At 72.5% G+C, this 23776-nt stretch carries 16 protein-coding genes and 1 tRNA gene; 12 read left to right on the forward strand and 5 right to left on the reverse strand.

Annotated features, from left to right (window positions below; all coding sequences use genetic code 11):
* Positions 1-25: 25 nt before the first annotated feature.
* Positions 26-1222, reverse strand: coding sequence for a DUF3103 family protein (locus PUR61_RS14280; protein ID WP_329879198.1), 1197 nt, complete (start codon positions 1220-1222; stop codon positions 26-28).
* A gap of 478 nt (positions 1223-1700) precedes the next feature.
* Positions 1701-4385, reverse strand: coding sequence for a DNA polymerase I (polA, locus tag PUR61_RS14285; RefSeq protein ID WP_329879212.1), 2685 nt, complete (start codon positions 4383-4385; stop codon positions 1701-1703).
* A gap of 268 nt (positions 4386-4653) precedes the next feature.
* Here polA and PUR61_RS14290 point away from each other — a divergent pair, with 268 nt between their 5' ends.
* From PUR61_RS14290 to PUR61_RS14315, 6 genes are all read left to right on the forward strand, one after another.
* The gene (locus PUR61_RS14290; protein ID WP_329879199.1) at positions 4654-5127 is read left to right on the forward strand and encodes a PaaI family thioesterase; all 474 of its coding nucleotides are present in this window, start codon (positions 4654-4656) and stop codon (positions 5125-5127) included.
* A gap of 589 nt (positions 5128-5716) precedes the next feature.
* The gene (locus PUR61_RS14295; protein WP_329879200.1) at positions 5717-6949 is read left to right on the forward strand and encodes a branched-chain amino acid ABC transporter substrate-binding protein; all 1233 of its coding nucleotides are present in this window, start codon (positions 5717-5719) and stop codon (positions 6947-6949) included.
* A 137-nt stretch (positions 6950-7086) separates the two neighbouring features.
* Positions 7087-8016, forward strand: a complete 930-nt coding sequence (locus PUR61_RS14300; RefSeq protein WP_329879201.1) for a branched-chain amino acid ABC transporter permease — start codon at positions 7087-7089, stop codon at positions 8014-8016.
* A gap of 5 nt (positions 8017-8021) precedes the next feature.
* Complete coding sequence (locus tag PUR61_RS14305) at positions 8022-9950, forward strand: branched-chain amino acid ABC transporter permease (protein WP_329879213.1); 1929 nt, start codon at positions 8022-8024, stop codon at positions 9948-9950.
* A 7-nt stretch (positions 9951-9957) separates the two neighbouring features.
* A complete protein-coding gene (locus tag PUR61_RS14310) occupies positions 9958-10800 on the forward strand; it encodes an ABC transporter ATP-binding protein (RefSeq protein ID WP_329879202.1) in 843 nt (280 codons plus the stop codon).
* Positions 10797-11513, forward strand: a complete 717-nt coding sequence (locus PUR61_RS14315) for an ABC transporter ATP-binding protein (RefSeq protein ID WP_329879203.1) — start codon at positions 10797-10799, stop codon at positions 11511-11513. Before PUR61_RS14310 ends, PUR61_RS14315 begins: the two co-directional genes overlap by 4 nt.
* A 78-nt stretch (positions 11514-11591) precedes the next feature.
* Here PUR61_RS14315 and PUR61_RS14320 read toward each other — a convergent pair whose 3' ends face one another.
* Entirely contained in the window at positions 11592-12248 is a 657-nt protein-coding gene (locus PUR61_RS14320; protein ID WP_329879204.1) for an ANTAR domain-containing response regulator, read from the reverse strand.
* A 100-nt stretch (positions 12249-12348) separates the two neighbouring features.
* On the opposite strand from PUR61_RS14320, the gene PUR61_RS14325 reads away from it, so the two are divergent.
* Both PUR61_RS14325 and PUR61_RS14330 read left to right on the forward strand, forming a co-directional pair.
* Positions 12349-12421, forward strand: a tRNA-Leu gene (locus PUR61_RS14325).
* Between the two features lie 119 nt (positions 12422-12540).
* Positions 12541-13308 carry a helix-turn-helix domain-containing protein gene (locus tag PUR61_RS14330; protein ID WP_329879205.1) on the forward strand — a complete coding sequence of 256 codons (768 nt, stop codon included), beginning with the start codon at positions 12541-12543 and terminating at the stop codon, positions 13306-13308.
* A 41-nt stretch (positions 13309-13349) separates the two neighbouring features.
* On the opposite strand, the gene pyk is transcribed toward PUR61_RS14330, so the two are convergent.
* A complete protein-coding gene (pyk, locus tag PUR61_RS14335) occupies positions 13350-14780 on the reverse strand; it encodes a pyruvate kinase (RefSeq protein ID WP_329879206.1) in 1431 nt (476 codons plus the stop codon).
* A gap of 287 nt (positions 14781-15067) precedes the next feature.
* On the opposite strand from pyk, the gene PUR61_RS14340 reads away from it, so the two are divergent.
* The 3 genes from PUR61_RS14340 to PUR61_RS14350 are packed head-to-tail and all read left to right on the forward strand — an operon-like array spanning position 15068 to position 18548.
* Positions 15068-16156 (forward strand): hypothetical protein, encoded by a 1089-nt coding sequence (locus PUR61_RS14340; protein ID WP_329879207.1) that lies wholly within the window; start codon positions 15068-15070, stop codon positions 16154-16156.
* 9 nt (positions 16157-16165) lie between these two features.
* Positions 16166-17827 carry a VWA domain-containing protein gene (locus PUR61_RS14345; protein WP_329879208.1) on the forward strand — a complete coding sequence of 554 codons (1662 nt, stop codon included), beginning with the start codon at positions 16166-16168 and terminating at the stop codon, positions 17825-17827.
* Positions 17814-18548, forward strand: coding sequence for a hypothetical protein (locus PUR61_RS14350; RefSeq protein WP_329879209.1), 735 nt, complete (start codon positions 17814-17816; stop codon positions 18546-18548). The genes PUR61_RS14345 and PUR61_RS14350 overlap by 14 nt, the downstream gene beginning before the upstream one ends.
* An 82-nt stretch (positions 18549-18630) precedes the next feature.
* On the opposite strand, the gene PUR61_RS14355 is transcribed toward PUR61_RS14350, so the two are convergent.
* The gene (locus PUR61_RS14355) at positions 18631-22227 is read right to left on the reverse strand and encodes a helix-turn-helix transcriptional regulator (RefSeq protein WP_329879210.1); all 3597 of its coding nucleotides are present in this window, start codon (positions 22225-22227) and stop codon (positions 18631-18633) included.
* Between the two features lie 735 nt (positions 22228-22962).
* On the opposite strand from PUR61_RS14355, the gene PUR61_RS14360 reads away from it, so the two are divergent.
* On the forward strand, positions 22963-23607 hold the full coding sequence (locus PUR61_RS14360) for a helix-turn-helix transcriptional regulator (protein WP_329879211.1): 645 nt from the start codon (positions 22963-22965) through the stop codon (positions 23605-23607).
* Positions 23608-23776 lie beyond the last annotated feature (169 nt).

The following is a 23776-nucleotide window of genomic DNA, read 5'->3' on the forward strand; positions in this document are numbered from 1 at the left end:
CGGACGGCCGTCCGCCGCGGCCGGGTCAGGACTGCTGGACGAAGTACGGCTCGACGGTCATCCAGCCGTTGCCGCGCGCCCCGTTGAGGCGGCCCGACGAAGCCCGGGCGAGGGTGTACCAGGACTCCACGTAGTCCGGGTCGTCGGTCCACCAGGAACCGGGCAGCGCCGCCAGGACGGCGTTGACCAGCGGGATGTAGGCGCCCTGGTCGGCGACGGTGAGCAGGACGGCGGCGATCGCCTGGGCGAGCGCCAGGTAGTTGGTGTCACCGTCGTCCTCCATCAGGACGACATCGGCCAGGTTGTACTTGTAGGACGACCAGTTCACCAGGATCTGGTTCGGGTAGTACACCGTGCCGTCGTACTGGAGGTACGGCATCGCGACCGAGTCGACCTTGACCTTGCCGTCCTGGCCGAAGCCGGTCACCAGGCTGAACATCTCGGCGGCGCCCTTGAACCAGGGCTCCTCGTCGTCGGACACCTCGATGCCACTGATCTTGGTGGCCCACCAGCCACCGGCGGCCTGCGCCGAGGCCGGAACGGCCGCCCCGGGAGCCACCGCGCCGGGAGCCGCTGCGCCCGGACCGGCGGTCCCGAGACCGAGCGTGCCGAACTCCCGCTGGAGGACGGCGATCCCGGCGGCCAGCGTCCTGGCCGTGTCGATGTCGACCAGGTAGACCGGCTGCCCGGGCACCGTCGCGGCGTCGAGGACGTGCAGGCGGCCGGCGGCGTCGTAGGCGCGGACGGTGCGGGCGTGGTCGTCGGCGACGGCGGTGGCCACCAGCGGCGCCGCCCCCGCGTCCAGGGCGGCCCGCATCGACGGATCGGCCAACTGGACCCGCAGCAGCGGGCCGAGGCCGGCGCCGAGGCCCTTGGCCGTGGCGATGGCGCGGTCCGCCTGCGCGGCGGTGGCCGCGAGCCCGCGGGCGGCGGGGCCCTGGGCGGCGGCGGCCAGCGGGCCGAGCTCGGCGGCGCCGCCCGGGGCGGTCGCGGTCGCGGACCGCAGCCGCTCGCGCAGTGCGGCGTCGGTGAGGGAGGTGGCCAGGGTGCGGGCGACCTCGTCCTCGATCGCGGACACCCGGGTGGCGGACGCGGGTGCGGGTGCGGTGGGGGCGGGGGCCGGAACAGGGGCGGGGGCGGCCACGGCCTGACCCGCGCCGAGCGCGAGCAGGGGCAGGGCCGCGAGCGCCACGACGGCGCGCCGCATGCGGGGCTGGGGCATGAGGGGATCTCCAGACTCGTCGGGTGAGGCGTCGGAGTGTCAGAGCGGTGGGACGGCGCCGTGCCGCATCGAGCGCGTCGGCGCCATGACAAGTGAAGAGCTTTCCTGACGCGGCATCAAGTCCCGGCGTGCACAGTGCCCGCCGGGTGGATCCCGGTGGATCCCGACAGATCCCCGGGCTCGGGCGCCGCCGTCAACGGCGGGCTCCGGGGCGCCGGGGCTGTCCACCGGCGCCGGCCGGCCGTCATCCGGAGCGGCGACCAGGTGCAGGATCCTCACGTGCCGGAGGTCCGACACCGGGCGCCACCGCCCCCGTACCCCCAGCCGGACGAAGCGCACCCGCGCCGGCGCGTCCGGCCCCACCCGCACGGTCACCCGCTCCGTCACGCCCCCGGCGCAGGGCGGCGGCGCGGGCCGCAGAAGGCCCCCGGGCGGCGGCGGTCCGTCGGCCGCCGCCCGGGAGGGGCCCCGTCGGGCGTCAGTGCGCGGCGGCCTCCCAGTCGGCACCGACGCCGACCGAGACGTCGAGCGGCGCGCGCAGCGGGTAGGCGCCCGCCATCTGCTCGCGGACGATCGCCTCGACCTGCTCGCGCTCGCCGGGGGCGAGTTCCAGCACGATTTCGTCGTGCACCTGGAGCAGCATCCGGGAGTCGAGGGCGGCGGCGGTCAGTGCCTCGTCGACCCGCAGCATGGCGATCTTGACGATGTCGGCGGCCGAGCCCTGGATCGGGGCGTTGAGGGCCATCCGCTCGGCCATCTCGCGGCGCTGGCGGTTGTCGCTGTTGAGGTCCGGCAGGTAGCGGCGACGGCCGAGCAGGGTCTCGGTGTAGCCGGTGGCGCGGGCCTCGTCGACGACCCGGCGCAGGTAGTCCCGCACGCCGCCGAAGCGCTCGAAGTAGGTGTCCATCAGGCCCTGCGCCTCGGCGGGCTTGATGCCGAGCTGCTGGGAGAGCCCGTACGCGGAGAGGCCGTAGGCGAGGCCGTAGGACATCGCCTTGATCTTGCGGCGCATCTCGGCGTCGACGGCGGTGCCCGGCACCTCGAAGACCTGGGAGGCGACGGTGGTGTGGAGGTCCTCGCCGGTCGCGAAGGCCTCGATCAGGGCGTCGTCCTCCGAGAGGTGGGCCATGATCCGCAGTTCGATCTGCGAGTAGTCGGCGGTGAGCAGCGCCTCGTAGCCCTCGCCGACGACGAAGGCGCGGCGGATCATCCGGCCCTCCTCGGTGCGGACCGGGATGTTCTGCAGGTTCGGGTCCTGCGAGGACAGCCGGCCGGTGGCGGCGACCATCTGGTTGAAGGTGGTGTGGATGCGGCCGGCCGGGGAGACCGTCTTGAGCAGGCCCTCGACGGTGGTGCGCAGCTTGGCCTGGTCGCGGTGGCGCAGCAGGATGACCGGCAGCTCGTTGTCGGTCTGGGTGGCGAGCCAGGTGAGCGCGTCGGCGTCGGTGGTGTAGCCGGTCTTGATCTTCTTGGTCTTGGGGAGGGCGAGCTCGCCGAAGAGGATCTCCTGGAGCTGCTTGGGCGAGCCGAGGTTGAACTCGCGGCCGGCGGCGGCGTGGGCCTCCTCGACGACGCGCTGGATCTCGGCGGCGAACTGCGACTCCAGGCCGGTGAGCCAGGGGCGGTCGGCGGCGATGCCGGTGCGCTCCATCCGGGCGAGCAGGGCGGCGATCGGCAGCTCCATGTCGCGCAGCAGCCCGGTGGCGCCGACCTCGGTGAGGCGGGTGTCGAAGAGCGCGGCGAGGTCGAGCACGGCGCGGGCCTGGAGCATCAGCGCCTGGGCGCCCGCGGTCGGGTCCTCCTCGGGGGCGTCGAAGGCGAGCTGGCCGGACTCCGCGGCGGGGGCCGGGGCGAGCGAGCGGGCCAGGTACTCCTCGGCGAGCACGTCGAGGGTGAAGGTGCGGCGGCCGGGCTTCTCCAGGTAGGCGGCGAGGGCGGTGTCGGCGTGGACCCCCTCGATCCGCCAGCCGCGCTCGGCGAAGGCCCGCATGACCTGCTTGGCGATGTGCAGCGCCTTGGGGGCGGCCGGGTCGGCCAGCCAGGCGGCGAAGGCGCGCTCGTCCTCCTCGGCGAGCAGCGCCGGGTCGAACCAGGCCGCCGTCTCGCCGACGGCGAGCGCGATCTCGGTGACCTCGCCGCTGCCGAGCGCCCACTGGTAGACGGCGGCGAGCGCGACCGGCGTCTTGCCCGCGGCGTGCTCCCCGAGCCAGGCGGCGAGCGTGCCGGGGTCGGTGAGGAGTTCGCCGTCGACCTCGACGCCGGGGGCGAGTTCGGTCTCGGCCTCCGCCTCGGCGCCGGACGGGTCGATGCCGAGGACGCGGTCGCGGAAGTTGGCGTTGCGGAACTCCAGCGACTCCATCAGGGTCGTGACGGCCGCCTTGTCGAACGGCGTGCGCTCCAGGTCGGTGACGCCGAGGGGGAGTTCGACGTCGCGGACCAGCTCGGTGAGGACCCGGTTGCGCTTGACCGAGTCGAGGTGCTCGCGCAGCTTCTCGCCGATCTTGCCCTTCACCTCGTCGGCACGGGAGACCAGTTCGTCGAAGGAGCCGAACTGGTTGACCCACTTGGCGGCGGTCTTCTCGCCGACGCCGGGGATGCCGGGCAGGTTGTCGGACGGGTCGCCGCGCAGGGCGGCGAGGTCCGGGTACTGGCGGGGGGTGACGCCGTACTTCTCGGCGACCTTCTCCGGGGTGTAGCGGGTGAGTTCGGAGACGCCCTTGGTCGGGTAGAGGACGGTGACGTGCTCGGTGACCAGCTGGAGGGAGTCGCGGTCGCCGGTGACGATGTCGACGTCGAAGCCGGCCGCCTCGGCGGCGGTGGCCAGGGTGGCGATGATGTCGTCGGCCTCGAAGCCCTCGACGGTCATCCGCGGAACGTGCATCGCGTCGAGCAGTTCGCCGATCAGGCCGACCTGGCTGCGGAACTCGTCCGGGGTCTTGGCCCGGTTGGCCTTGTAGTCGGGGAACGCCTCCGAGCGGAAGGTCTGGCGGGAGAGGTCGAAGGCCACCGCGAGGTGGGTCGGCCGCTCGTCACGGACGGTGTTGGCGAGCATCGAGGCGAAGCCGTACACCGCGTTGGTCGGCTGGCCGGTGGAGGTGTTGAAGTTCTCCACGGGCAGTGCGTAGAACGCCCGGTAGGCCATGGAGTGCCCGTCGAGCAGCATCAGGCGGGGCCGCGACCCGGCTCCGCCACCCGCCGCGCCCTTGTCCGTACTCTGCGTAGCCACGTCAACGTCCGTTCCTGCCGATTCCACTACCGGCCACCGATCCTATGGCCCGGCACCGACAAAAGGGGCACGCCCGAGGGGGTGGCCCCTCCCGCCGCGCCCGCCACGCACGCCTCCTCCGCCACCGCCACTACCGCCGAGTAGGACGGTCGTACGATCACAGTCAGCACGACGACGCGACCCCCCGAGCGGCAGGAGCTCCCCCATGACCGACGCGGCCCCCGAAGCCACCGACGCGGCCCCCGTCCTCCACATCCCGCAGGAGGTGCTGGACCACTTCGCGAAGCTCGGCGTGGACCCGGCGACCTTCTCCGGCGGGAGCCTCGGCGAGAAGCTGGGCCTCCGGATCGTCGAGGCCTCGGGCGACCGGGTCGTCGGCACCATGCCGGTCGAGGGCAACCAGCAGCCCTACGGCCTGCTGCACGGCGGGGCCTCGGCGGCGCTCGCCGAGACCCTGGGCTCGGTCGGCGCGATGCTGCACGCCGGCCCGGGCCGGTACGCGGTGGGCGTGGACCTGAACGCCACCCACCACCGCTCCGCCACCTCCGGGCTGGTCACCGGGGTGGCGACGGCGGTCTTCAAGGGCCGCACCGCCGCCACCTACGAGATCGCGATCACCGACGACACCGGCAAGCGGATCACCAGCTGCCGCCTGACCTGCATGCTCCGCGATCTCTGACCCGCGTTCACCCTGCCGACCCCTCCGACGAGGGGCCGGCAGGGCCGACTGATCATCAAATCCCTTGCCCGCCCCCTTGTTTGACCTTCGACAGCCCTGGGAAGTCGTTGGTCCAGACAAGGGGGCGGTGACGTGTTCACGAACTTTCAAAGATGTAACACTGCGTAACAGGTAGGAAATCCTACTATTTGGCGGACTCCGGGGGGCGGATCCACTCGAAATCACCTCACCACCCCGCACGCCGTCCGTTATTCGGACGTGCACGCCCGACCCCAACACCGCGAACACTCATGTCCGATTATCGGAGAGTCCAGGAGTCACCTGCACTTCTGCGCCTTACATGAGGGAAGTTGGGAGCGGAGCCCCCGGGACGGCCGGGCCGGTCGAGCCGAAACGACCACATGCTGAGACGGCTTCTCCGTGTGCTCATAACAAGAGAATCACAGCCTGGCCGCACCACTGCCCGAGCCGCCCAAGGGCATCTAGAGTCACGGCCAGTCACCGCGCCACCGGATTGGGCCAGGCCCACCGCGCATCCAGGCTCCCGCCACACAGGCGCGGCGCCCTCCTGAACCGAAGGGGACCCCCCGTGCGTCATCGTTCAGCAGTTGTCGTGAGCATTGCCGTGATCGGCGCCCTGAGCCTCACCGCGTGCGGCTCCCGCGACGACAAGAAGTCCGGCGACAGCGGCAGCGCCGGGGGCGGCACCACCGTCACCATCGGCATCGACGCCCCGCTCACCGGCGACCTCTCCGCCCTCGGCCTCGGCATCCGCAACTCCGTCGAGCTCGCGGTCAAGCAGGCCAACGAGAAGAACGAGGTCCCCGGCGTCAAGTTCCAGATCAAGGCACTGGACGACACCGGCAAGCCCGCCCCCGGCCAGCAGAACGCCACCCAGCTGGTCGCCGACAAGGACGTCCTCGGCGTCGTCGGCCCGCTCAACTCCAGCGTCGCCCAGTCGATGCAGCAGATCTTCAACGACGCCAACCTCGTCCAGATCTCCCCCGCCAACACCGGCGTCGCCCTCAGCCAGGGCGAGAAGTGGGCGAGCGGCGTCAAGGCACGCCCCTTCAAGTCCTACTTCCGCACCGCCACCACCGACGCCGTCCAGGGGCCCTTCGCCGCCGACTACCTGGCCAAGGACGCCAAGAAGACCAAGGTCTTCCTCATCGACGACCAGAAGACCTACGGCGCCGGCCTCGCCGCCACCTTCAAGGCCCAGTTCATCAAGAACGGCGGCACCATCGTCAACGAGGAGCACGTCAACCCCGACGACCGCGACTTCGCCGCCGTCGTCACCAAGGTCAAGTCCTCCGGCGCCGAAGCCGTCTACTACGGCGGCGAGTACCCCGCCGCAGGCCCGCTCTCCCTCCAGCTCAAGGACGCCGGCGTCAACATCCCGCTCATGGGCGGCGACGGCATCCAGAGCGGCGACTTCATCAAGCTCAACCCCAAGAGCCAGAGCGACCTCGCCACCGCCGTCGGCCTGCCCGTCGAGTCGCTCCCCACCGCCGCCAAGTTCATCGCGGACTACAAGAGCGCCGGCTACAAGGACGCCTACGAGACCTACGGCGGCTACTCCTACGACAGCGCCTGGGCCATCATCCAGGGCGTCAAGGCCGTCGCCGCCGCCAACAACGGCAAGCTCCCCGACGGCGCCCGGGCCAAGGTCGTCGAAGCCGTCCAGAAGGTCTCCTTCGAAGGCGTCACCGGCAAGGTGTCCTTCGACGAGTACGGCGACACCACCAACAAGCAGCTCACCGTCTACACCGTCAAGGACGGCAAGTGGGCCGTGGAGAAGACCGGCACCTTCAGCGGCTGAGCCCCTCACGCTGACCTGACGTCAGCACCAGCACAGCACGTCGGAGTTACCCCGCGCGGGGGCGCCACCAGTGCCCCCGCGCGCACCCACATCCACCACCCACGCGGACACCCCACACGCACAACGGAGGCCCAGCGGTGCACGACCTACCGCAGCAGCTGGCCAACGGCCTGATCCTCGGCGCCCTCTACGGACTCGTCGCGATCGGCTACACGATGGTCTACGGCATCGTCCAGCTCATCAACTTCGCCCACGGCGAGATCGTCATGGTCGGCGGCTTCGGCGCCCTGACCGCCTACCTCGCCCTCCCCGGCGGCACCACCCTGTGGCTGGCCCTACCGCTGATGCTGATCGCCGGCATCCTGGTCTCCACCCTCACCGCCGTCGCCGCCGAGCGCTTCGCCTACCGGCCGCTGCGCACCGCGCCCAGGCTCGCCCCGCTCATCACGGCGATCGGCCTCTCCATCCTGCTCCAGCAGCTGGTCTTCTCGTTCTACCCCGACGCCAAGAAGGCCCGCGTCTTCCCGAAGATCCCCGGCGACCCCTTCGAGATCGGCTCCGTCGCGATCCAGCGCAGTGACCTCTTCCTGCTCATCGCCGCGCCGCTCTGCATGCTCGCCCTCGGCTGGTTCGTGACCCGGACCCGCTCCGGCCGCGCCATGCAGGCCACCAGCCAGGACCCCGACACCGCCAAGCTCATGGGCATCGACACCGACCGGATCATCGTCCTCGCCTTCGCCATCGGCGCCGCCTTCGCCGCCGTCGCCGCCGTCGCCTACGGCCTGCGCAGCGGCCAGGTCGACTTCCGGATGGGCTTCATCCTCGGCCTCAAGGCCTTCACCGCCGCCGTCCTCGGCGGCATCGGCAACATCTACGGCGCCATGCTCGGCGGCGTCGCCCTCGGCCTCGCCGAAGCCCTCGCCACCGGCTACATCCAGCACCTGCCCGGCATGGACCTCTTCGGAGGCGGCGCCTGGAAGGACGTCTGGGCCTTCGTACTCCTCATCGTCGTCCTGCTCGTCCGGCCCCAGGGTCTGCTCGGCGAGCGCGTCGCGGACAGGGCGTGAGCACCATGACCACCAGCACCGAGACCACGCCGGTCATCAGCCTCCCCGGCCGCACCGCAGCCCTCCTCACCGGCATCGGCGCCACCGCCACCGTCGCGTCCGCCCTGATGTCCTGGACCTGGACCTCCGACTTCCCCGGCGACCTCACCTACTACGGCTCCCCCGCCGGCCTCCAGTGGCTCGCCCTCATCGGCGGCCTGCTGACCCTCGTCCTGCTGCTCGCCACCCACGGAACCCCCGGCCTGCGCTGGGCCGCCCCCACCGGCAGCCACAACGCCGTCCTGCTCGCAGCCACCGGCGCGCTCGCCGTCAGCTGGTTCTCGGTCATCGCGATCGCCACCGACCTCGGCGGCCTCGCCAACCTCGAACCCGGCGCCTGGACCGCCGCCCTCGGCTCGCTGCTCGCCCTCGCCGGCACCCTCGGCCTGCCCCTCGACCGGCGCACCCGGGTCCCGCTGCGCGTCCTCGACCGGCGGCTCTTCCTGCTCCTCCCCGTCGCCCCGGTCCTCTGGTTCGCCACCCACGCCGTCCCCGGGGACAAGCCCGTCGCGCCGGTCCTCACCGCCCTGGCCGGCGCCGTCGTCATCGCCACCGGCGCCGCCCTCCTCGTCCAGGTCGGCCACCTCGCCAACTCCTGGCTGCGGATCGGCACGGTCCAGCGCCCCCTCCCCAAGGCCCGCACCCTCCCCTCCTGGGTCGAGGTCGCGCTGATCGTCGTCGCCTTCGCGGTCGGCCTCTTCGCCATCACCTTCGGCATCGACACCGAGTACGGCGAACTCTTCACCGCCTACCTGCTGCTCGCGGCCTCCGTCGCCGCCGCACTCGGCAAGGCCGGTCTGCTGATCCGCGTACGCGCCCTCACCGTCAAGTACCGGACCGTCACCACCGGCGCCGCGTTCGCCGCCGCCGCCAGCTTCCCGTTCACCCAGACCAGCGACCAGTACACCTCGGTCGCCACCAACATCCTGATCTTCGCCACCGTCGCCCTCGGCCTCAACATCGTCGTCGGCCTCGCCGGCCTGCTCGACCTCGGGTACGTCGCCTTCCTCGGCGTCGGCGCCTACGCCGCCGCCCTGGTCTCCGGCTCCCCCGCCTCGCCGATCCAGGTCCAGTTCCCCTTCTGGGCCGCGATGCTCACCGGCGCCGTCGTGTCCATGATCTTCGGCGTCATCATCGGCGCCCCCACCCTGCGACTGCGCGGCGACTACCTCGCCATCGTGACGCTCGGCTTCGGCGAGATCTTCCGCATCACCATGCTCAACCTGAACGGCACCACCGGCCCCAAGGTCACCAACGGCTCCAACGGCATCCCGCGGATCCCCGACCTGGAGATCTTCGGCTGGAACCTCGGCAAGCCCACCACCGTCTTCGGCGTCGAACTCGGCCGGTTCTCCAACTACTACCTGCTGATGCTCGTCGTCACCGCCGTGGTCGTCCTCGTCTTCGCCCGCGTCGGCAACTCCCGCATCGGCCGCGCCTGGGTCGCCATCCGCGAGGACGAGACCGCCGCCGAGGCCATGGGCATCAACGGCTTCCGCCTCAAGCTCCTCGCCTTCGCCCTCGGCGCCTGCCTCGCCGGCCTCGCCGGCACCGTCCAGGCCCACGTCAGCTACACCGTCACCCCCGACCAGTACACCTTCGCCGAGGCCCTGCCGCCCAACTCCGCCTTCCTGCTCGCCGCCGTCATCCTCGGCGGCATGGGCACCATCAGCGGACCCCTCGCCGGCGCCACCCTCCTCTTCCTGATCCCCAAGAAGCTCGAATTCCTCGCGGACTACCAGCTGCTCGCCTTCGGTATCGCCCTCATCGTCCTGATGCGCGTCCGCCCCGAAGGCCTCATCCCCAACCGGCGCCGCCAGCTGGAGTTCCACGAGGCCGCCATCCCGGCGCAGCCCACCGGCGACAGCGTCGCCCTCACCAAGGCAGGGGCGTGACCCCCAGATGACCACCACCGACGCCCCCGCACCGGCCGGCACCGCACCCTCGCCGGCCCAGCCCCTGCTCGAAGTCACCGGCGTCACCATGCGCTTCGGCGGCCTCACCGCCGTCAACGACGTCTCCCTCACCGTCGGCCGCGGCGAGATCATCGGCCTCATCGGCCCCAACGGCGCCGGCAAGACCACCTTCTTCAACTGCCTCACCGGCCTCTACGTGCCCACCGAGGGCCGCGTCGCCTACCAGGGCACCGTCCTGCCGCCCAAGCCCCACCTCGTCACCCAGGCCGGCATCGCCCGCACGTTCCAGAACATCCGGCTCTTCGCCAACATGACCGTCCTGGAGAACGTCCAGGTCGGCCGGCACAGCCGCATGCACCAGGGCCTCTTCTCCGCCATCCTCCGCGGCCCCGGCTACCGGCGCTCCGAAGCCGAGAGCCGCGACAAGGCCATGGAGCTCCTGGCCTTCACCGGCCTCGCCGAGAAGGCCGACCACCTGGCCCGCAACCTCCCCTACGGCGAGCAGCGGAAGCTGGAGATCGCCCGCGCCCTGGCCTCCGACCCCGGTCTCCTGCTCCTCGACGAGCCCACCGCCGGCATGAACCCCCAGGAGACCCGCGCCGCCGAGGAGCTCGTCTTCGCCATCCGTGACCGGGGCGTCTCCGTCCTCGTCATCGAGCACGACATGCGGTTCATCTTCAACCTCTGCGACCGCACCGCCGTGCTCGTCCAGGGCCAGAAGATCGTCGAGGGCAACCGCGAAACCGTCCAGAACGACGAACGCGTCATCACCGCCTACCTCGGCGCCCCGCTCGAAGGCACCGCCCCCGTTACGGAGACCGACCAGTGACCCCACTCCTCCAGGTCAACGACCTCCGCGTCGCCTACGGCAAGATCGAGGCCGTCAAAGGCATCAGCTTCACCGTCAACCAGGGCGAGGTCACCACCCTGATCGGCACCAACGGCGCCGGCAAGACCACCACCCTGCGCACCCTCTCCGGCCTCCTCAAGCCGCTCTCCGGCACCATCACCTTCGACGGGCAGGCGCTCGACACCGTCCCCGCCCACAAGATCGTCGCCCTCGGTCTCGCCCACTCCCCCGAAGGCCGGCACATCTTCCCCCGGATGACCATCGAGGAGAACCTCCTCCTCGGCGCCTTCCTCCGCAGCGACACCGACGGCATCACGGCGGACGTCGAGCGCGCCTACGGCCTGTTCCCGATCCTCGGCGAACGCCGCAAGCAGGCCGCCGGCACCCTCTCCGGCGGCGAACAGCAGATGCTCGCCATGGGCCGCGCCCTGATGTCCCGGCCCAAGCTGCTCATGCTCGACGAGCCCTCCATGGGCCTCTCTCCGCTGATGATGCAGAAGATCATGGCCACCATCGTCGAGCTCAAGGCCGACGGCACCACGATCCTGCTCGTCGAACAGAACGCCCAGGCCGCGCTCTCCCTCTCCGACCGCGGCTACGTCATGGAGACCGGCCGCATCGTCCTCCAGGGCACCGGCGCGGACCTCCTGCACGACGAGTCCGTCCGCAAGGCCTACCTCGGCGAGGACTGACCCCGCACCGGCGTACGACGGAGGGCCCGGCAGCGCTGCCGGGCCCTCCGTCGTACCGTCGTGCCGTCCACCGACCGCCTACTCGGGCTTCGGCTCCTCGGCCTTCTTCTTGTCCTGGGCCTCGCCCTCTTCGATCACGGCCTCCGCGACCGCGGCCATCGTCATCCGACGGTCCATCGAGGTCTTCTGGATCCACCGGAACGCGGCCGGCTCGTTCAGCCCGAACTTCGTCTGCAGCACGCTCTTCGCCCGGTCCACCAGCTTCCGGGTCTCCAGCCGCTGGGTGAGGTCGGCGATCTCCTCCTCCAGCGTCCGCATCTCCGTGTACCGGGACACGGCCATCTCGATCGCGGGCACCAGGTCGCTCTTCGAGAACGGCTTCACGATGTACGCCATCGCGCCCGCGTCACGGGCCCGGTCCACCAGCTCGCGCTGCGAGAACGCCGTCAGCATCAGCACCGGCGCCAGGTGCGCCTCGTGGATCTGCTCGGCGGCGGACAGCCCGTCCAGCACCGGCATCTTCACGTCGAGGATCGCCAGATCCGGCTTCAGCTCCTGGACCAGCCGGACCGCCGTCTCGCCGTCCCCGGCCTCGCCGACGACGGTGTACCCCTCCTCTTCCAGCATCTCTTTGAGGTCGAGGCGGATCAACGCCTCGTCCTCGGCGATCACAATGCGGGTGATCTGGGGCGAATCGGTCTCAAGCGGCTCTGCCTGCTCGTCGGCGGTGCTCACGGGGCTCCTCGTTCCGGCGGGGTACTGCATGCACGAGGGTACCTAGACACGGTATGTTTGAGACCAAGCAGGGTCGGAGGCAACCTTCGATTCAGCGGTTGCCCCGGTAGCCCAGCGGAAGAGGCAATGGTCTCAAACACCATACAGCGTGGGTTCGAATCCCACCCGGGGTACTTTTCCTTCATTTCCAAGGTCATGAAAATCGGCCCGACAGTTGGCGATCTTCATCACTTCGAATGAGAATTCGCACGACTCCCCACGGCGCACGCCCTGACGACTCAGGCTCGGGCGCATGTACGACACCGCTGCGCGGCAGCGAGCCCTGGACCTCCACGCGTCCGGCCTGACCCTCAGCCAGGTGAGCCGCACCACCGGAATCTCCCGCTACTCGGTCAGGCAGTGGACCGCGGAACCCGGCCCCCGGAAGCCGAACGACTGCCCGGCCCCCTCCGGCCGACTGAGCCCGTCCGTGCCCCGCGCCGACTACGCCTACCTTCTCGGCCTCTACCTCGGCGACGGATGCGTCAGCGAGGGTCGTCGCGGAGTCCACGCTCTCCGCATCGCCTGCGGTGACGCCTGGCCGGGCCTGATCGACGCGTGCGAGCGGGCGATGGCCGCCGTCATGCCACGGAACAAGGTCATACGCGTGCGCGCCACCGGCTACACCAGCGTGGTCAGTACCAGCAAGCACTGGCCCTGTCTCTTCCCCCAGCACGGCCCCGGCCCGAAGCATCGGCGCACCATCGCCCTCGAACCCTGGCAGCAGGAGACCGTCGACGCCCACCCCTGGGAGTTCCTCCGCGGCCTGATCCACTCCGACGGCTGCCGCATCACCAACTGGACCACGCGGACCGTCGGCGGCAGCCCCAAACGCTACGAGTACCCGCGCTACTTCTTCACCAACACGTCGACCGACATCGTCCGTCTCTTCACGGACACCCTCGACGCCGTGGGCGTCCGGTGGAAGTCCGTCACCCGCCCCACGGGCACCGTCAACGTCTCCGTCGCCCGCAAGGAGTCCGTCGCCCTGATGGACGCGCACATCGGGCCGAAGCACTGACTCCGGTGCGGCTCCGCCGGGGCGGAGCCGCACCGGACCGGTCAGTTGTCGAGCGTGCCCACGTGGTGGACGCGGACGAGGTTGGTGGAGCCGGCGAGACCGGGCGGGGAGCCGGCGGTGATGACGACGATGTCGCCCTTCTGACAGCGCCCGAGGGAGAGCAGCGCCGCGTCGACCTGCTCGACCATCTCGTCGGTGGTGGGGGCGAACGGGCCGAGGAAGGTCTCCAGGCCCCAGGTGAGGGCCAGTTGGCTGCGGACGGCGGGTTCGTAGGTGAAGGCGAGGACGGGGATGGGCGAGCGGTAGCGGGCCAGGCGGCGGGCGGTGTCGCCGGACTGGGTGAAGGCGACCAGGTACTTGGCGTGCAGGAAGTCGCCGATCTCGGCGGCCGCCCGGGCGACCGCGCCGCCCTGGGTGCGGGGCTTGCTGCCGGCGGTGAGCGGGGGGAGTCCGGCGGCGAGGACGTCCTCCTCCGCGGCCTGGATGATGCGGCCCATGGTGCGGACCGTCTCGACCGGGTACTTGCCGACCGAGGTCTCGCCGGAGAGCATCACCGCGTCGGTGCCGTCGAGGACGGCGTTGGCGACGTCGGAGGCCTCGGCGCGGGTGGGCCGGGAGGTGTTGATCATCGAGTCGAGCATCTGGGTGGCGACGATGACCGGCTTGGCGTTGCGCTTGGCGAGCTTGACGGCGCGCTTCTGGACCATCGGGACCTGTTCGAGGGGCATCTCCACGCCCAGGTCGCCGCGGGCGACCATGATCCCGTCGAAGCGGTCGACGATCGAGTCGAGGTTCTGCACCGCCTGCGGCTTCTCGATCTTGGCGATGACCGGGACGTACCGGCCCTCCTCCGCCATCACCCGGTGGACGTCCTCGACGTCCCGGCCGCTGCGGACGAAGGAGAGCGCGATGAGGTCGGCGCCGGTCCGCAGGGCCCAGCGCAGGTCGTCGATGTCCTTCTCGCTGAGCGCGGGCACGGACACGGCGACGCCGGGGAGGTTGAGGCCCTTGTGGTCGGAGACCAGGCCGCCCTCGATGACGAGGCAGCGGACCCGGGGCCCGTCGACCTCGACGACCTCCAGGGTGACGCGCCCGTCGTCGACGAGGATCCGCTCACCGCGGGCGACGTCCCCGGCGAGGCCGGGGTAGGTGGTGCCGCAACCGTTCTGGTCTCCCTCGACGCCGTTGTCGGTGGAGATGGTGAACTCGTCGCCGCGTTCGAGAAGTACGGGGCCTTCGGTGAAGGTGCCCAGGCGGATCTTCGGGCCTTGAAGGTCGGCGAGCACGCCGACGCTCCGGCCGGTCTCGTCCGCCGCCTTGCGGACCCGGCGGTAGCGCTCCTCGTGCTCGATGTGGGAGCCGTGGCTCAGGTTGAAGCGGGCGATGTCCATCCCGGCGTCGACCAGGGACTTGATCTGGTCGTACGAGTCGGTGGCGGGCCCGAGGGTACAGACGATTTTTGCTCGGCGCATACAGCTGAGAGTAGGCATTACCGGCGCGTAACGTCGACGCGGGTCCGGACCTCGGGATGACCGTTGCCGTAAGGAGAGTTGAACATATCTGACACGATGTCGGACCGGTGTGCGAGAGGTCCCCGGCCGCGGCGGCAGGTCGACCGCCGATGCGATTCCGTGAAGGGGTGTTCACCCCCGGTTCACCGTGACTTCGGCCGTCGCTCGCGGTCCGGCGGGACGCTCGTCACCCGGGTAGGGATTGCCCGGGTGCCCGTGAGGGATCCGACGAGGGGGAAGCGTCCGGCATGAAGCGTGCGTTCGGGGTGCTTGCAGCACTGCTGCTGCTCGGCGGGGTGGCGTTCGCGCTCCTGAAAGAGCCACGGGGCGACGACAAGGAGCCCGAGACCGTCACGGTCAACGGGCTCATCGGCTCGGAGAAGCGCGAGTTCTTCGAGGACGGCGACGTCAAGGCGGAACTGGCCCGGCAGGGCCTCGCGGTGAAGGTGGTGAGCGCCGGCTCCTGGCAGATGGGAGACAACCTGGACAACATGGACTTCGCCTTCCCCGCCAGCCAGCCACCGGCCGACGCGATCCGTGCCAGCAAGAAGATCACCGAGACGGCGATCCGCCCGTTCTACTCGCCCCTGGTGATCATGGCACACGCCCAGACGGCCCGGGTGCTGGCCGACAACGGGCTGGCGAGCCAGGACCAGGCCTCGGGGGTCTGGACGTTCACGATGGACGAGTACCTCAACGCCGTCCGGACGGGCCGGAAGTGGGACCAGCTCAAGGGTGACAAGCCCGGCGACCTGGCCGGGGACGTCTACCTCACCACCACCGACCCCACCACGTCCTCCTCGGGTGCGATGTACGTCGCGCTGCTCTCCTTCCTGGAGAACGGCCACCAGCCGGTCGCGGACGCCGCGGGGGTGGAGAGGACCAAGGGCCTCCTGCACACCGCGATCACCAAGCAGGGCGCCCTGAAGAAGTCCACCGACGAGCCGTTCGCGGACTTCCTCTCGAACGGCGGCGGCGCCCTGGTACTCGCGTACGAGTCCCAGGCGGCCGAGCTGGTCGTCAAGCAGAAGGCGCCCGAGGACCTGGTGGTGCTCTACCCGGACACCACCGTCTACTCCGACCACACCGTCGTCGGACTCACCGGGAACGGCCGGAAGCTGGCCGGCCAGCTGAACGGCAACGAGAAGCTCCGGCAGCTGGCGGCCAAGTACGGCTTCCGCCCGCAGGGGGACACCAACGCGTTCGGGCAGCAGCTCAAGAGCGCGAGCGGTTCGTTCAAGCTCGCCCCCAACCTGGGTGCGGCGAAGGTGAAGCAGGCTCCGATTCCGGTGCCCGACATCCTGCAGAAACTGATCGACGGCGCGACGAAGGGCTGACCGGGGGACATGACGAGCAGGACGGCGATGATGCGGAAGAGCGGTGCGCGGGGCCTGGCGGTCGGGCTGGCCGTGCTGGTGGCGACGGTGACGGCGTGCACGTCCTCGCCCAAGGCCGATCCACCGCCCAAGCAGAGCGACGCCCCGGCGCCGACCGCGCAGGCGGGAGTGCTGCGGGTGCTCGCGGGCAGCGAGCTGCAGGACATGGCGCCGGTGCTGGAGGAGGCGCAGAAGGCGACCGGGGTGACCGTGCAGTTCGCCTGGACGGGGTCGCTGGACGGGGCGGACGCGGTCTCCTCGGGCAAGACGGACGGCAAGTACGACGCGATCTGGTTCCCGTCGAACCAGTACCTGCACCTGGACGACGGGAGCAGGTCGAAGCTGCTGTCCGAGACACCGGTGATGACCTCGCCGGTGGCGTTCGGCGTCCGTTCCTCGGTACTCGCCGACCTCGCCTGGGGCGACGGCTCGAAGGTGACGTGGGGGAACCTGGCGGAGGCCGCGGCCTCCGGCAAGCTGCGCTACGGGATGGCGGACCCGTCCCGGTCGAACTCGGGCTTCTCGGCGCTGGTGGCGGTGGCCTCGGCCTTCTCGGGGGCGAGCGCGGCACTGACCGGGGCGGACGTGCAGAAGGCGACGCCGTCGCTGAAGCAGTTCTTCACCGGGCAGAAGCTGACGTCCGGTTCGTCCGGCTGGCTGACGCAGGCGTACTCCCGGGCCGAGCAGGGCTCGGTGGGGGCGCTGGTGAACTACGAGTCGGTGCTGCTGTCGCTGAACAAGACGCTGCCCGCCGACCAGCAGCTCACCGTGGTCCGCCCGACGGACGGCGTGGTGACGGCCAACTATCCTCTGACGCTGCTGAGTTCCTCGTCGGAGCGGGAGCGGGAGGCGTTCGGGCGACTGACCGCGTACCTGCTCAAGGACGACGTGCAGAAGCGGATCTCGGAGCTGACGCTGCGCCGCCCGATCGGGGCAGGGGTCGCGCCGGCCGCCGGTCTGCCGACGGACCGGCGGCACGAGCTGCCGTTCCCGGGAACGCGCGCGGTGGCGGACGGGTTGCTGTCCTCGTACCAGAACGAGCTGCGGCGCCCGTCGCGGACGGTGTACGTGCTGGACACCTCTGGGTCGATGGCGGGGCCGCGGCTGGCGTCGTTGAAGTCGGCGATGGGCCGGCTGACGGGGGCGGACGACACCCGCGGGGTGCGGCGGTTCCGGGACCGGGAGGAGGTCACGCTGATCTCCTTCGCGTCGAAGGTGAAGTCGACGAAGACGCACGCGGTGCCGTCGGGGGCCGCGGCGCAGCAGGAGCTGGCGTCGATCAACGCGGACGTGCAGGCGTTGTCGTCGGACGGCGGGACGGCGGTGTACTCGTCGTTGCAGGAGGCGTACCGGGTGATCCAGCGGCAGCAGGCCGCGGCGGGGGACGACCGGTTCACGTCGATCGTGCTGATGTCGGACGGGGAGAGCAACGAGGGGGCGACCGACAAGGACTTCAGGTCGTTCCACGGGGGGTTGCCGGCGGCGCAGAAGTCGGTGCCGGTGTTCCCGATCCTGTTCGGTGACGCGGCGAAGGGGCAGTTGCAGGGGATCGCCGACCTGACGGGCGGCAAGCTGTTCGACGGGACGGGCTCGCTGGACGGGGCGTTCGAGGAGATCCGTGGCTACCAGTAACGGTGGCAGCGAGGGCGGCGGGCGGGTCCTGCGGTACCTGGGGTCCGTCCGCAACATCGCGGCCTGCGTGGCCGGTGCGGGCGGGCTGGGGCTGCACTTCGCGGGGTACGGCGGGGACTGGTGGCCGGGGATCGTGGTCGGGCTGTACGGCGCGGTGGCGTTGTTGGTGCCGGGTGGCGGGCCGAAGGAGCCGGCGGGGTCGCGGGGGGCGGTGCCGACGGGGGGTTCGGCGGGGTCCGGGGCGTCGGAGGAGACGTCGTCGTCGTTGCCGGTGCCGCAGGTGTCGGTGTCGTCGATGTCGCTGCCGTCGGTGGTCTCGTCCCCGCCGGCCGTCCCGGTCGCGCCGGTGTCACCGCCGTCGTCGCCGGTGCCGCCGCGGGTGCCGTCGCCGGTGCCGCCGGTCGTGCGGCAGTCGCCGTCGTCGCCGGTCGTGCCGGTCTCGGCCCAGCCTCCGCCGTACTGGCCGGAGCTGGACGCGCTGGCGGCGTTCGTCCGGTCGGCGCCGCTGCCCGCGTCGGCGCGGGTGCCGGTGTTGCTGGAGCGGTTGCGCAGTGCGGGTCCGGGGCCGACGACGGAGCCGATCGTGGTGCGTCGGCTGCCGCTGGCGGTGGACGGCTATCTGCGGGCGCGGACCTGGCAGCCGTGGACGCCGAACGGGGCCGATCCGGCGGCCGAACTGGCCCGCGCGGTGGACGAGATGGCGGCGATGGTCCCGGCGTAGCGGCGCCGCGCCGGGCGCACGGGCCCGGCGCGGCCCGGGGGACGTACGGGAGGAGGGGTGGGCGGGGAGGGGACTTCTCCGCTCACCCCTCCAGCACGCCTGCCAGTTCCAGGCGCCGCCGCACCCCGAGTTTCCGGAAGCTGTTGGTCAGGTGGGTCTCGACCGTCCGGACGGCGAGGTGCAGCATGGCCGCGATCTCGGCGTTGGAGTGCCCGGCCGCGGCGAGTCGGCAGATGCGCAGTTCGCTGTCGGTGAGGGCCTCGGCGCCGGCCTGTTCGCCGCGGCCGATCCGGGCGCCGGAGGCGCGGAGCGATTCCAGTGCGGCGGCGCGCTGCCGGACGGCGCCGAAGCGTTCGGCCCGGCCGGCGGCCTCGCGCAGGGCGCGGCGGGCGGCGCCGCGGCGCCCGCCCTCGGCGAGGAGGCGGCCGTAGGTGATCAGGGCGGGGATGAGTTCGGTGTCCAGTTCGGCGCCGCGCAGCAGGTGGACGGCCTCGGCGGCGAGGTCGAGGCCGTGGCGCCCGCCGGTGGCGGCGGCGAGGGTGCGCAGGGCGCGGCCGACGGTGCGCGGGGTGCCCCAGACGCGGGCCAGGCGCAGTTCTTCCTCGGCGAGGGCGACGGCGGGGCCCGGTTCGCCGAGTTGGAGGTGGCATTCGGCGGCGGCGGAGCGCCAGGGGGTGACGATGGGGCTGCGGACCTGGCGTTCGCCCTGGCGGCGTCCGCATTCGAGGAGGTCGGCGAGGGCTTCGGCGGGTTCGCCGGAGGCGAGCCGGAGCAGGCCGCGGGCGTAGAGGTACTCGTTCCATTCCCAGGAGTCCTGGGCGCGGTCGGCGGCGACGGCGCGGGCGAGTCCGTGGGCCTGCCAGAGCCGGCCGGTCTCGACGAGGGCGAGGACGGCCTGGGCGACGAGGTGGGCGTTCTGCTGGCCGAGGAGTTCGGCGTAGCGGCCGGGTGCGGTGTCGTCGCCGCCCCGCGTGGTCGTCGCGCCCCGCGTGGTCGTCGCGGCCCGGGTGGCGCGCGGGGCCGTGCCCGGCTCCGCGCCCGGCTCCGCACCCGTTCCGGTGGCCGTCTCCGTGCCTGCGACTGCCGTGCCCGTGCCCGTGCCTGCGGGCGCCGCGTCGGGGCCCGTCCCGGTGTCCGTCTCCGGGGTCCCGCCGGGGACCGTGCCGCTGCCCTGTTCGGCGCAGGCGCCGCTCCACCAGGAGCGGTCGCCCGTGTCGGCGCCGCCCCAGGTGTGCAGCCGGGGCAGTCCGGGCTGGCCCCACGGGGTGGACCGGAGGACCGACTGGGCGGTCGGGCGGGCGGCGGGCGGTACGGGGGGACCGGACGACGCGCGGGACCCGGGGGCCGTGAGCGCGTAGTCGTCGAGCAGCGCCTGGTACTCGCCCCGCATGATCCTGGTCTCGGCCCTGACGGAGAGCAGGCACTGGTAGCCGGGGTCGAGCGGGCCGCCGCGGTAGGCGGCGAGGCCGCGGGTGACGAATTCGTCGGTCTGGTCGAGCTGGTCGCTCCACTGGGCGAGCGTGGCGAGTGAGACGAGCAGGTAGGAGCGGCAGAGCGGGTCGACGGGGGAGCCGTCGAGTTCGCGGACCCGTTCGGTGACCTCGGCGGCGGAGAGCAGGCCGCTGGTGGCGTCGAACTCGGTGAGCAGCGCGTAGGCGGGCGGCGCGAGCCGGTGCGGGGTGCGGGCGGCGAAGCGCTGGACGCCTTCGACGACCTGGAGCCAGCTGCGGCCGTCGTGGGCGGCGATCTGTGCGGTGGCGGCCTGGACGGCGTGGACGAGGTCCTCCCGGTCGGCGAAGCGGTCGGCGAGGTCCTCCATGAGTTCGAGTGCGGCGGCGGTGTCGCCGCGGGTGGCGAGGACGGCGCCGAGGGTGCCGGCGGCGCGGAAGACGCCTTCGTCGGACTGCTGGAGGTGGACGGCCTCGGCGAGGTGGCGCAGGCCGACGGTGCGTTCGGCCGGTCCGAGGGTGACTTCGAGGCCGCCGAGCTCGGTGAGCAGCAGGCCGCGCTGGCGGTCGCTGAGGGGTTCGGCGAGGACGCGGCGCAGCAGGGTGGCGGCGTCGGCGGGGCGGTCGGCGTCGGCGGCCTTGCGGGCGGCGCGGCGGAGGGTCTCGGTGGCCCAGTGGGGGGTGGGGGCGGAGGTGAGCAGGAGGTGGCCGGCTATCCGTTCGTCGGGGGCGCCGCTGCAGTGGAGGTGTTCGGCGGCGGCGCGGTGGACCTCGGCGCGGTGGCCGGGGCCGTGGCCGGCGAGGACGGCGTCGGCGAGCAGGGGGTGGGCGAACCGGGGCCAGCGGCCGGGGGCAGGTGCGGCGAGGTGTCCGTGGGCGGTGAGGTCGGCGAGCCAGCCGGTGAGGCGGCCGGGGTCGGCGTCGGTGAGGTCGGCGAGCAGGGGGACGAGGTCGGCGTGGGCGGTGCCGGGGGCGGTGGTGGCCGCGGCGGGGTGTTCGCGCATCCGGGCGAGGACGCGGGCGGCGGTGACGGCCTGGTCGCCGCCGCCGTGCAGCCAGGTGTCGACGGCTTCGGCGAAGGCGCCGCCGGGCAGGGCGGCGCATGTGTCGGGGAGGGCGCCGTCGTCGTCGGGGAGGGTCGCCGGGTCGTCGGGGAGGGCGACCGTGGCGACGGTGCGGGGGTGGGCCCCTTCGGCGGCGGCCGCGCCGGCGCCGGGACCCGGGCCGGGGCCGAGGTCGAGCCCGAGGTCCCGGCCGAGGCCGAGGTCGAGACCCAGGTCGAGCCCGAGGTCCGGTCCGAGGTCCGGTCCGGCACCGACGGCGTACAGGGCGGCCGTGCCCGCGTACGGCCGCGCGCCGGCGGTGAACGGCCCCGCACCGGCGGCGTAGGGCCCCGGGACGGGCTCCAGCTCGCGGTGTGCCGGTCCCAGCGCGCGCCGCCCGTACCCCTGCTCGTGGCGGCTGGGTCCCGGCTCGTACCGCCCCGGCCCGAGGTCGGAGAGGAGGGCGGTGAGCAGCAGCGGGTTGCCGCCGGTGGCGCGGGCGCAGTCGGCGGCGAGGGTGGGGGGTGTGCCGGGGCCGAGGTGTTCCTCGGCGAGGCGGACGGCGGTGGGGGTGCTGAGCGGGCCGAGGCGGAGGGTGGCGGCGAGCTCGGCGGGCAGGTCGCGGCCGAACCGGTCGGGCGGGGTGGCGAGGGTGTTCTGGCGGCGTTCGGTGACGAGCAGCAGGACGGGCAGCCGGTCGATCCGGCGGGCGACCTGGCGCAGCCAGCGGCGGGAGGGTTCGTCGGCGAGGTGGATGTCGTCGACGGCGAGCAGGACGGGGTGGTGGTTGGCGTGCAGGCGGAGCAGGGACCAGAGGGTGGCCTCGGCGGTGTCCGGATCGGTGGCGGTGCCGGTGCCGTAGGGGTTCGGCGGGTTGCCGTACGGGAAGTGGCCGTAGGGGACGTGGCCGTACGGGCCGACCGGGGCGGGGCCGGTGTCGAAGAGCTGGCGGGCGGCGGCGTAGGGGGTGGCCCGCTCGTCGGCCGAGCAGCGGGAGCGGAGCACGGTGGTGCCGGCCGCGCCGGCCTGGCGGGCGGCCTCGGCGAGGAGGGCGCTGCGGCCGGTTCCGGCGGCGCCGGTGATCATCAGGACGCTGCCGGTGCCGGCGCGGGCGGCCTCGGTGTGGTCGGTGATCCGCCGCAGGTGCGGTTCGCGTTCCGCGAGGCGGGTGGACGTGGCGGTCCTCATCCGTGCTCCCCTTCTCCCCTCTGCCCTCTCCGGGCACCCGTCGCTGTCCGAACGGGCAGTGTCTGCCGTTGTATCGGGTAAACAGCTTGACCTCCTATTCACGCGTTCGCCCCATGGTCCGGTTCGCGCCTCGGCGAAATGTCGTGCGCGTGTTGCGTACGACCGCTCCGCGGGGCGTCGAGGGGCCCGGGCGGAGGAGGGGCGGGGCGGGGAACCGGCACCTGGTCGGGTCCGTCGCGGTGGCTGTGACCGGGGTCCCGGGGGCGGCGGTGGCCGTGGGCCCGGTCGCGGCCGCGGGGGTGACCCGGGGCCCGGTTCCGGATGGGACCGTGGTCCCGGCCCGTGGCCAGATCTCGTGGTGGACCACGATGGCCGGGAGCGGTCCCCGACGGGAAGCATGGAGGCTGGGTCCGGGGCACGGGCAGCGCTCCCGGATCGCCGTTGAACGGTTCACCACCCCCGGGGCACGCGGCGCCCGTACGGTTCGGCGTCCGCCGCCGGGGTGGCCGGGCCTGTTTTCCCAGGAGGGGGCCAGATTTGACTGTCCTGCACACCGAGTACGACCGCCGGGTTCCGGCGGGGCGGGCGTCGGCGCCGGTCGCGCGCACCGTTCCACCGCAACGGCCGGTGGCGTCCCGTTCCGTCGCCGCGAACCCTCTTGTGACTCCCGGTGCCGCTCCGGCCGTCCACCCTCAGGTGACCGCGCCGGCTCCGGCCCGTCCTTCGGGTGGCACCGTGGGTGCCACGGCCCGTTCGGCGACCGTTCCGGTGGCCGTCCAGGCTGCCGATCCGCTGTCCCGGGCGGGCGCGGAGGCGCAGCTGCGCCGGTTCCCGGGGGTGGCGGTGGTGGATCCGACCGGCACGTCCGCGCCGGGCACGGTCACCGTGCTGGTCACCGAGTCCGCCGACGCCGCTGCCACGGCCGCCCTGCGCCGGCTGGTGCGCGGTGCCGGGCAGCGGGTGGTGCTGGTGGTCGAGCGGATGCGTGAGACCGAGCTGTTGGAGGCCGTGGAGTGCGGGGTGGCCGCGATCCTGTGGCGCCGGGAGGCCACGCCGGAGCGGCTCGGCCGTGCGGTGCTGGCCGCCGCCCGGGGCGACGGCGATCTGCCGGCCGATCTTCAGGGCCGGCTGATCGCCCAGGTGGGCCGGTTGCAACGGTCCGTCCAGGGGATGCCGGGCCATGCGCCGGCGGGCCTGTCGGAGCGTGAGTCGGACGTGCTGCGGCTGGTTGCGGAGGGGTGGGACACCGGGGAGATCGCGGCCCGGCTGTCCTACTCCGAGCGGACCGTCAAGAACGTGCTGCACGGTCTGACCACGCGTCTGCAGCTGCGCAACCGGGCGCACGCGGTGGCCCACGCGGTCCGCGAGGGCTACATCTAGGCACGCGCGGCGGTCGTGGCCGCACGCGCGGCGGTCGCCGTTCGTGACGCGGGCGGGCGGGCGGGGACAGCACCCCCCCCCCCGCGGCACCGACGCTTACGCCACCACTCCCCAGCCCGCCCCCGCGGGGGGCTTCCCCACGCCCGGGGGGCCCCGGCCACCTAAACAC

The sequence above is a fragment of the Streptomyces sp. BE20 genome (assembly GCF_036322525.1).
Classification (GTDB): Bacteria; Actinomycetota; Actinomycetes; order Streptomycetales; family Streptomycetaceae; genus Kitasatospora.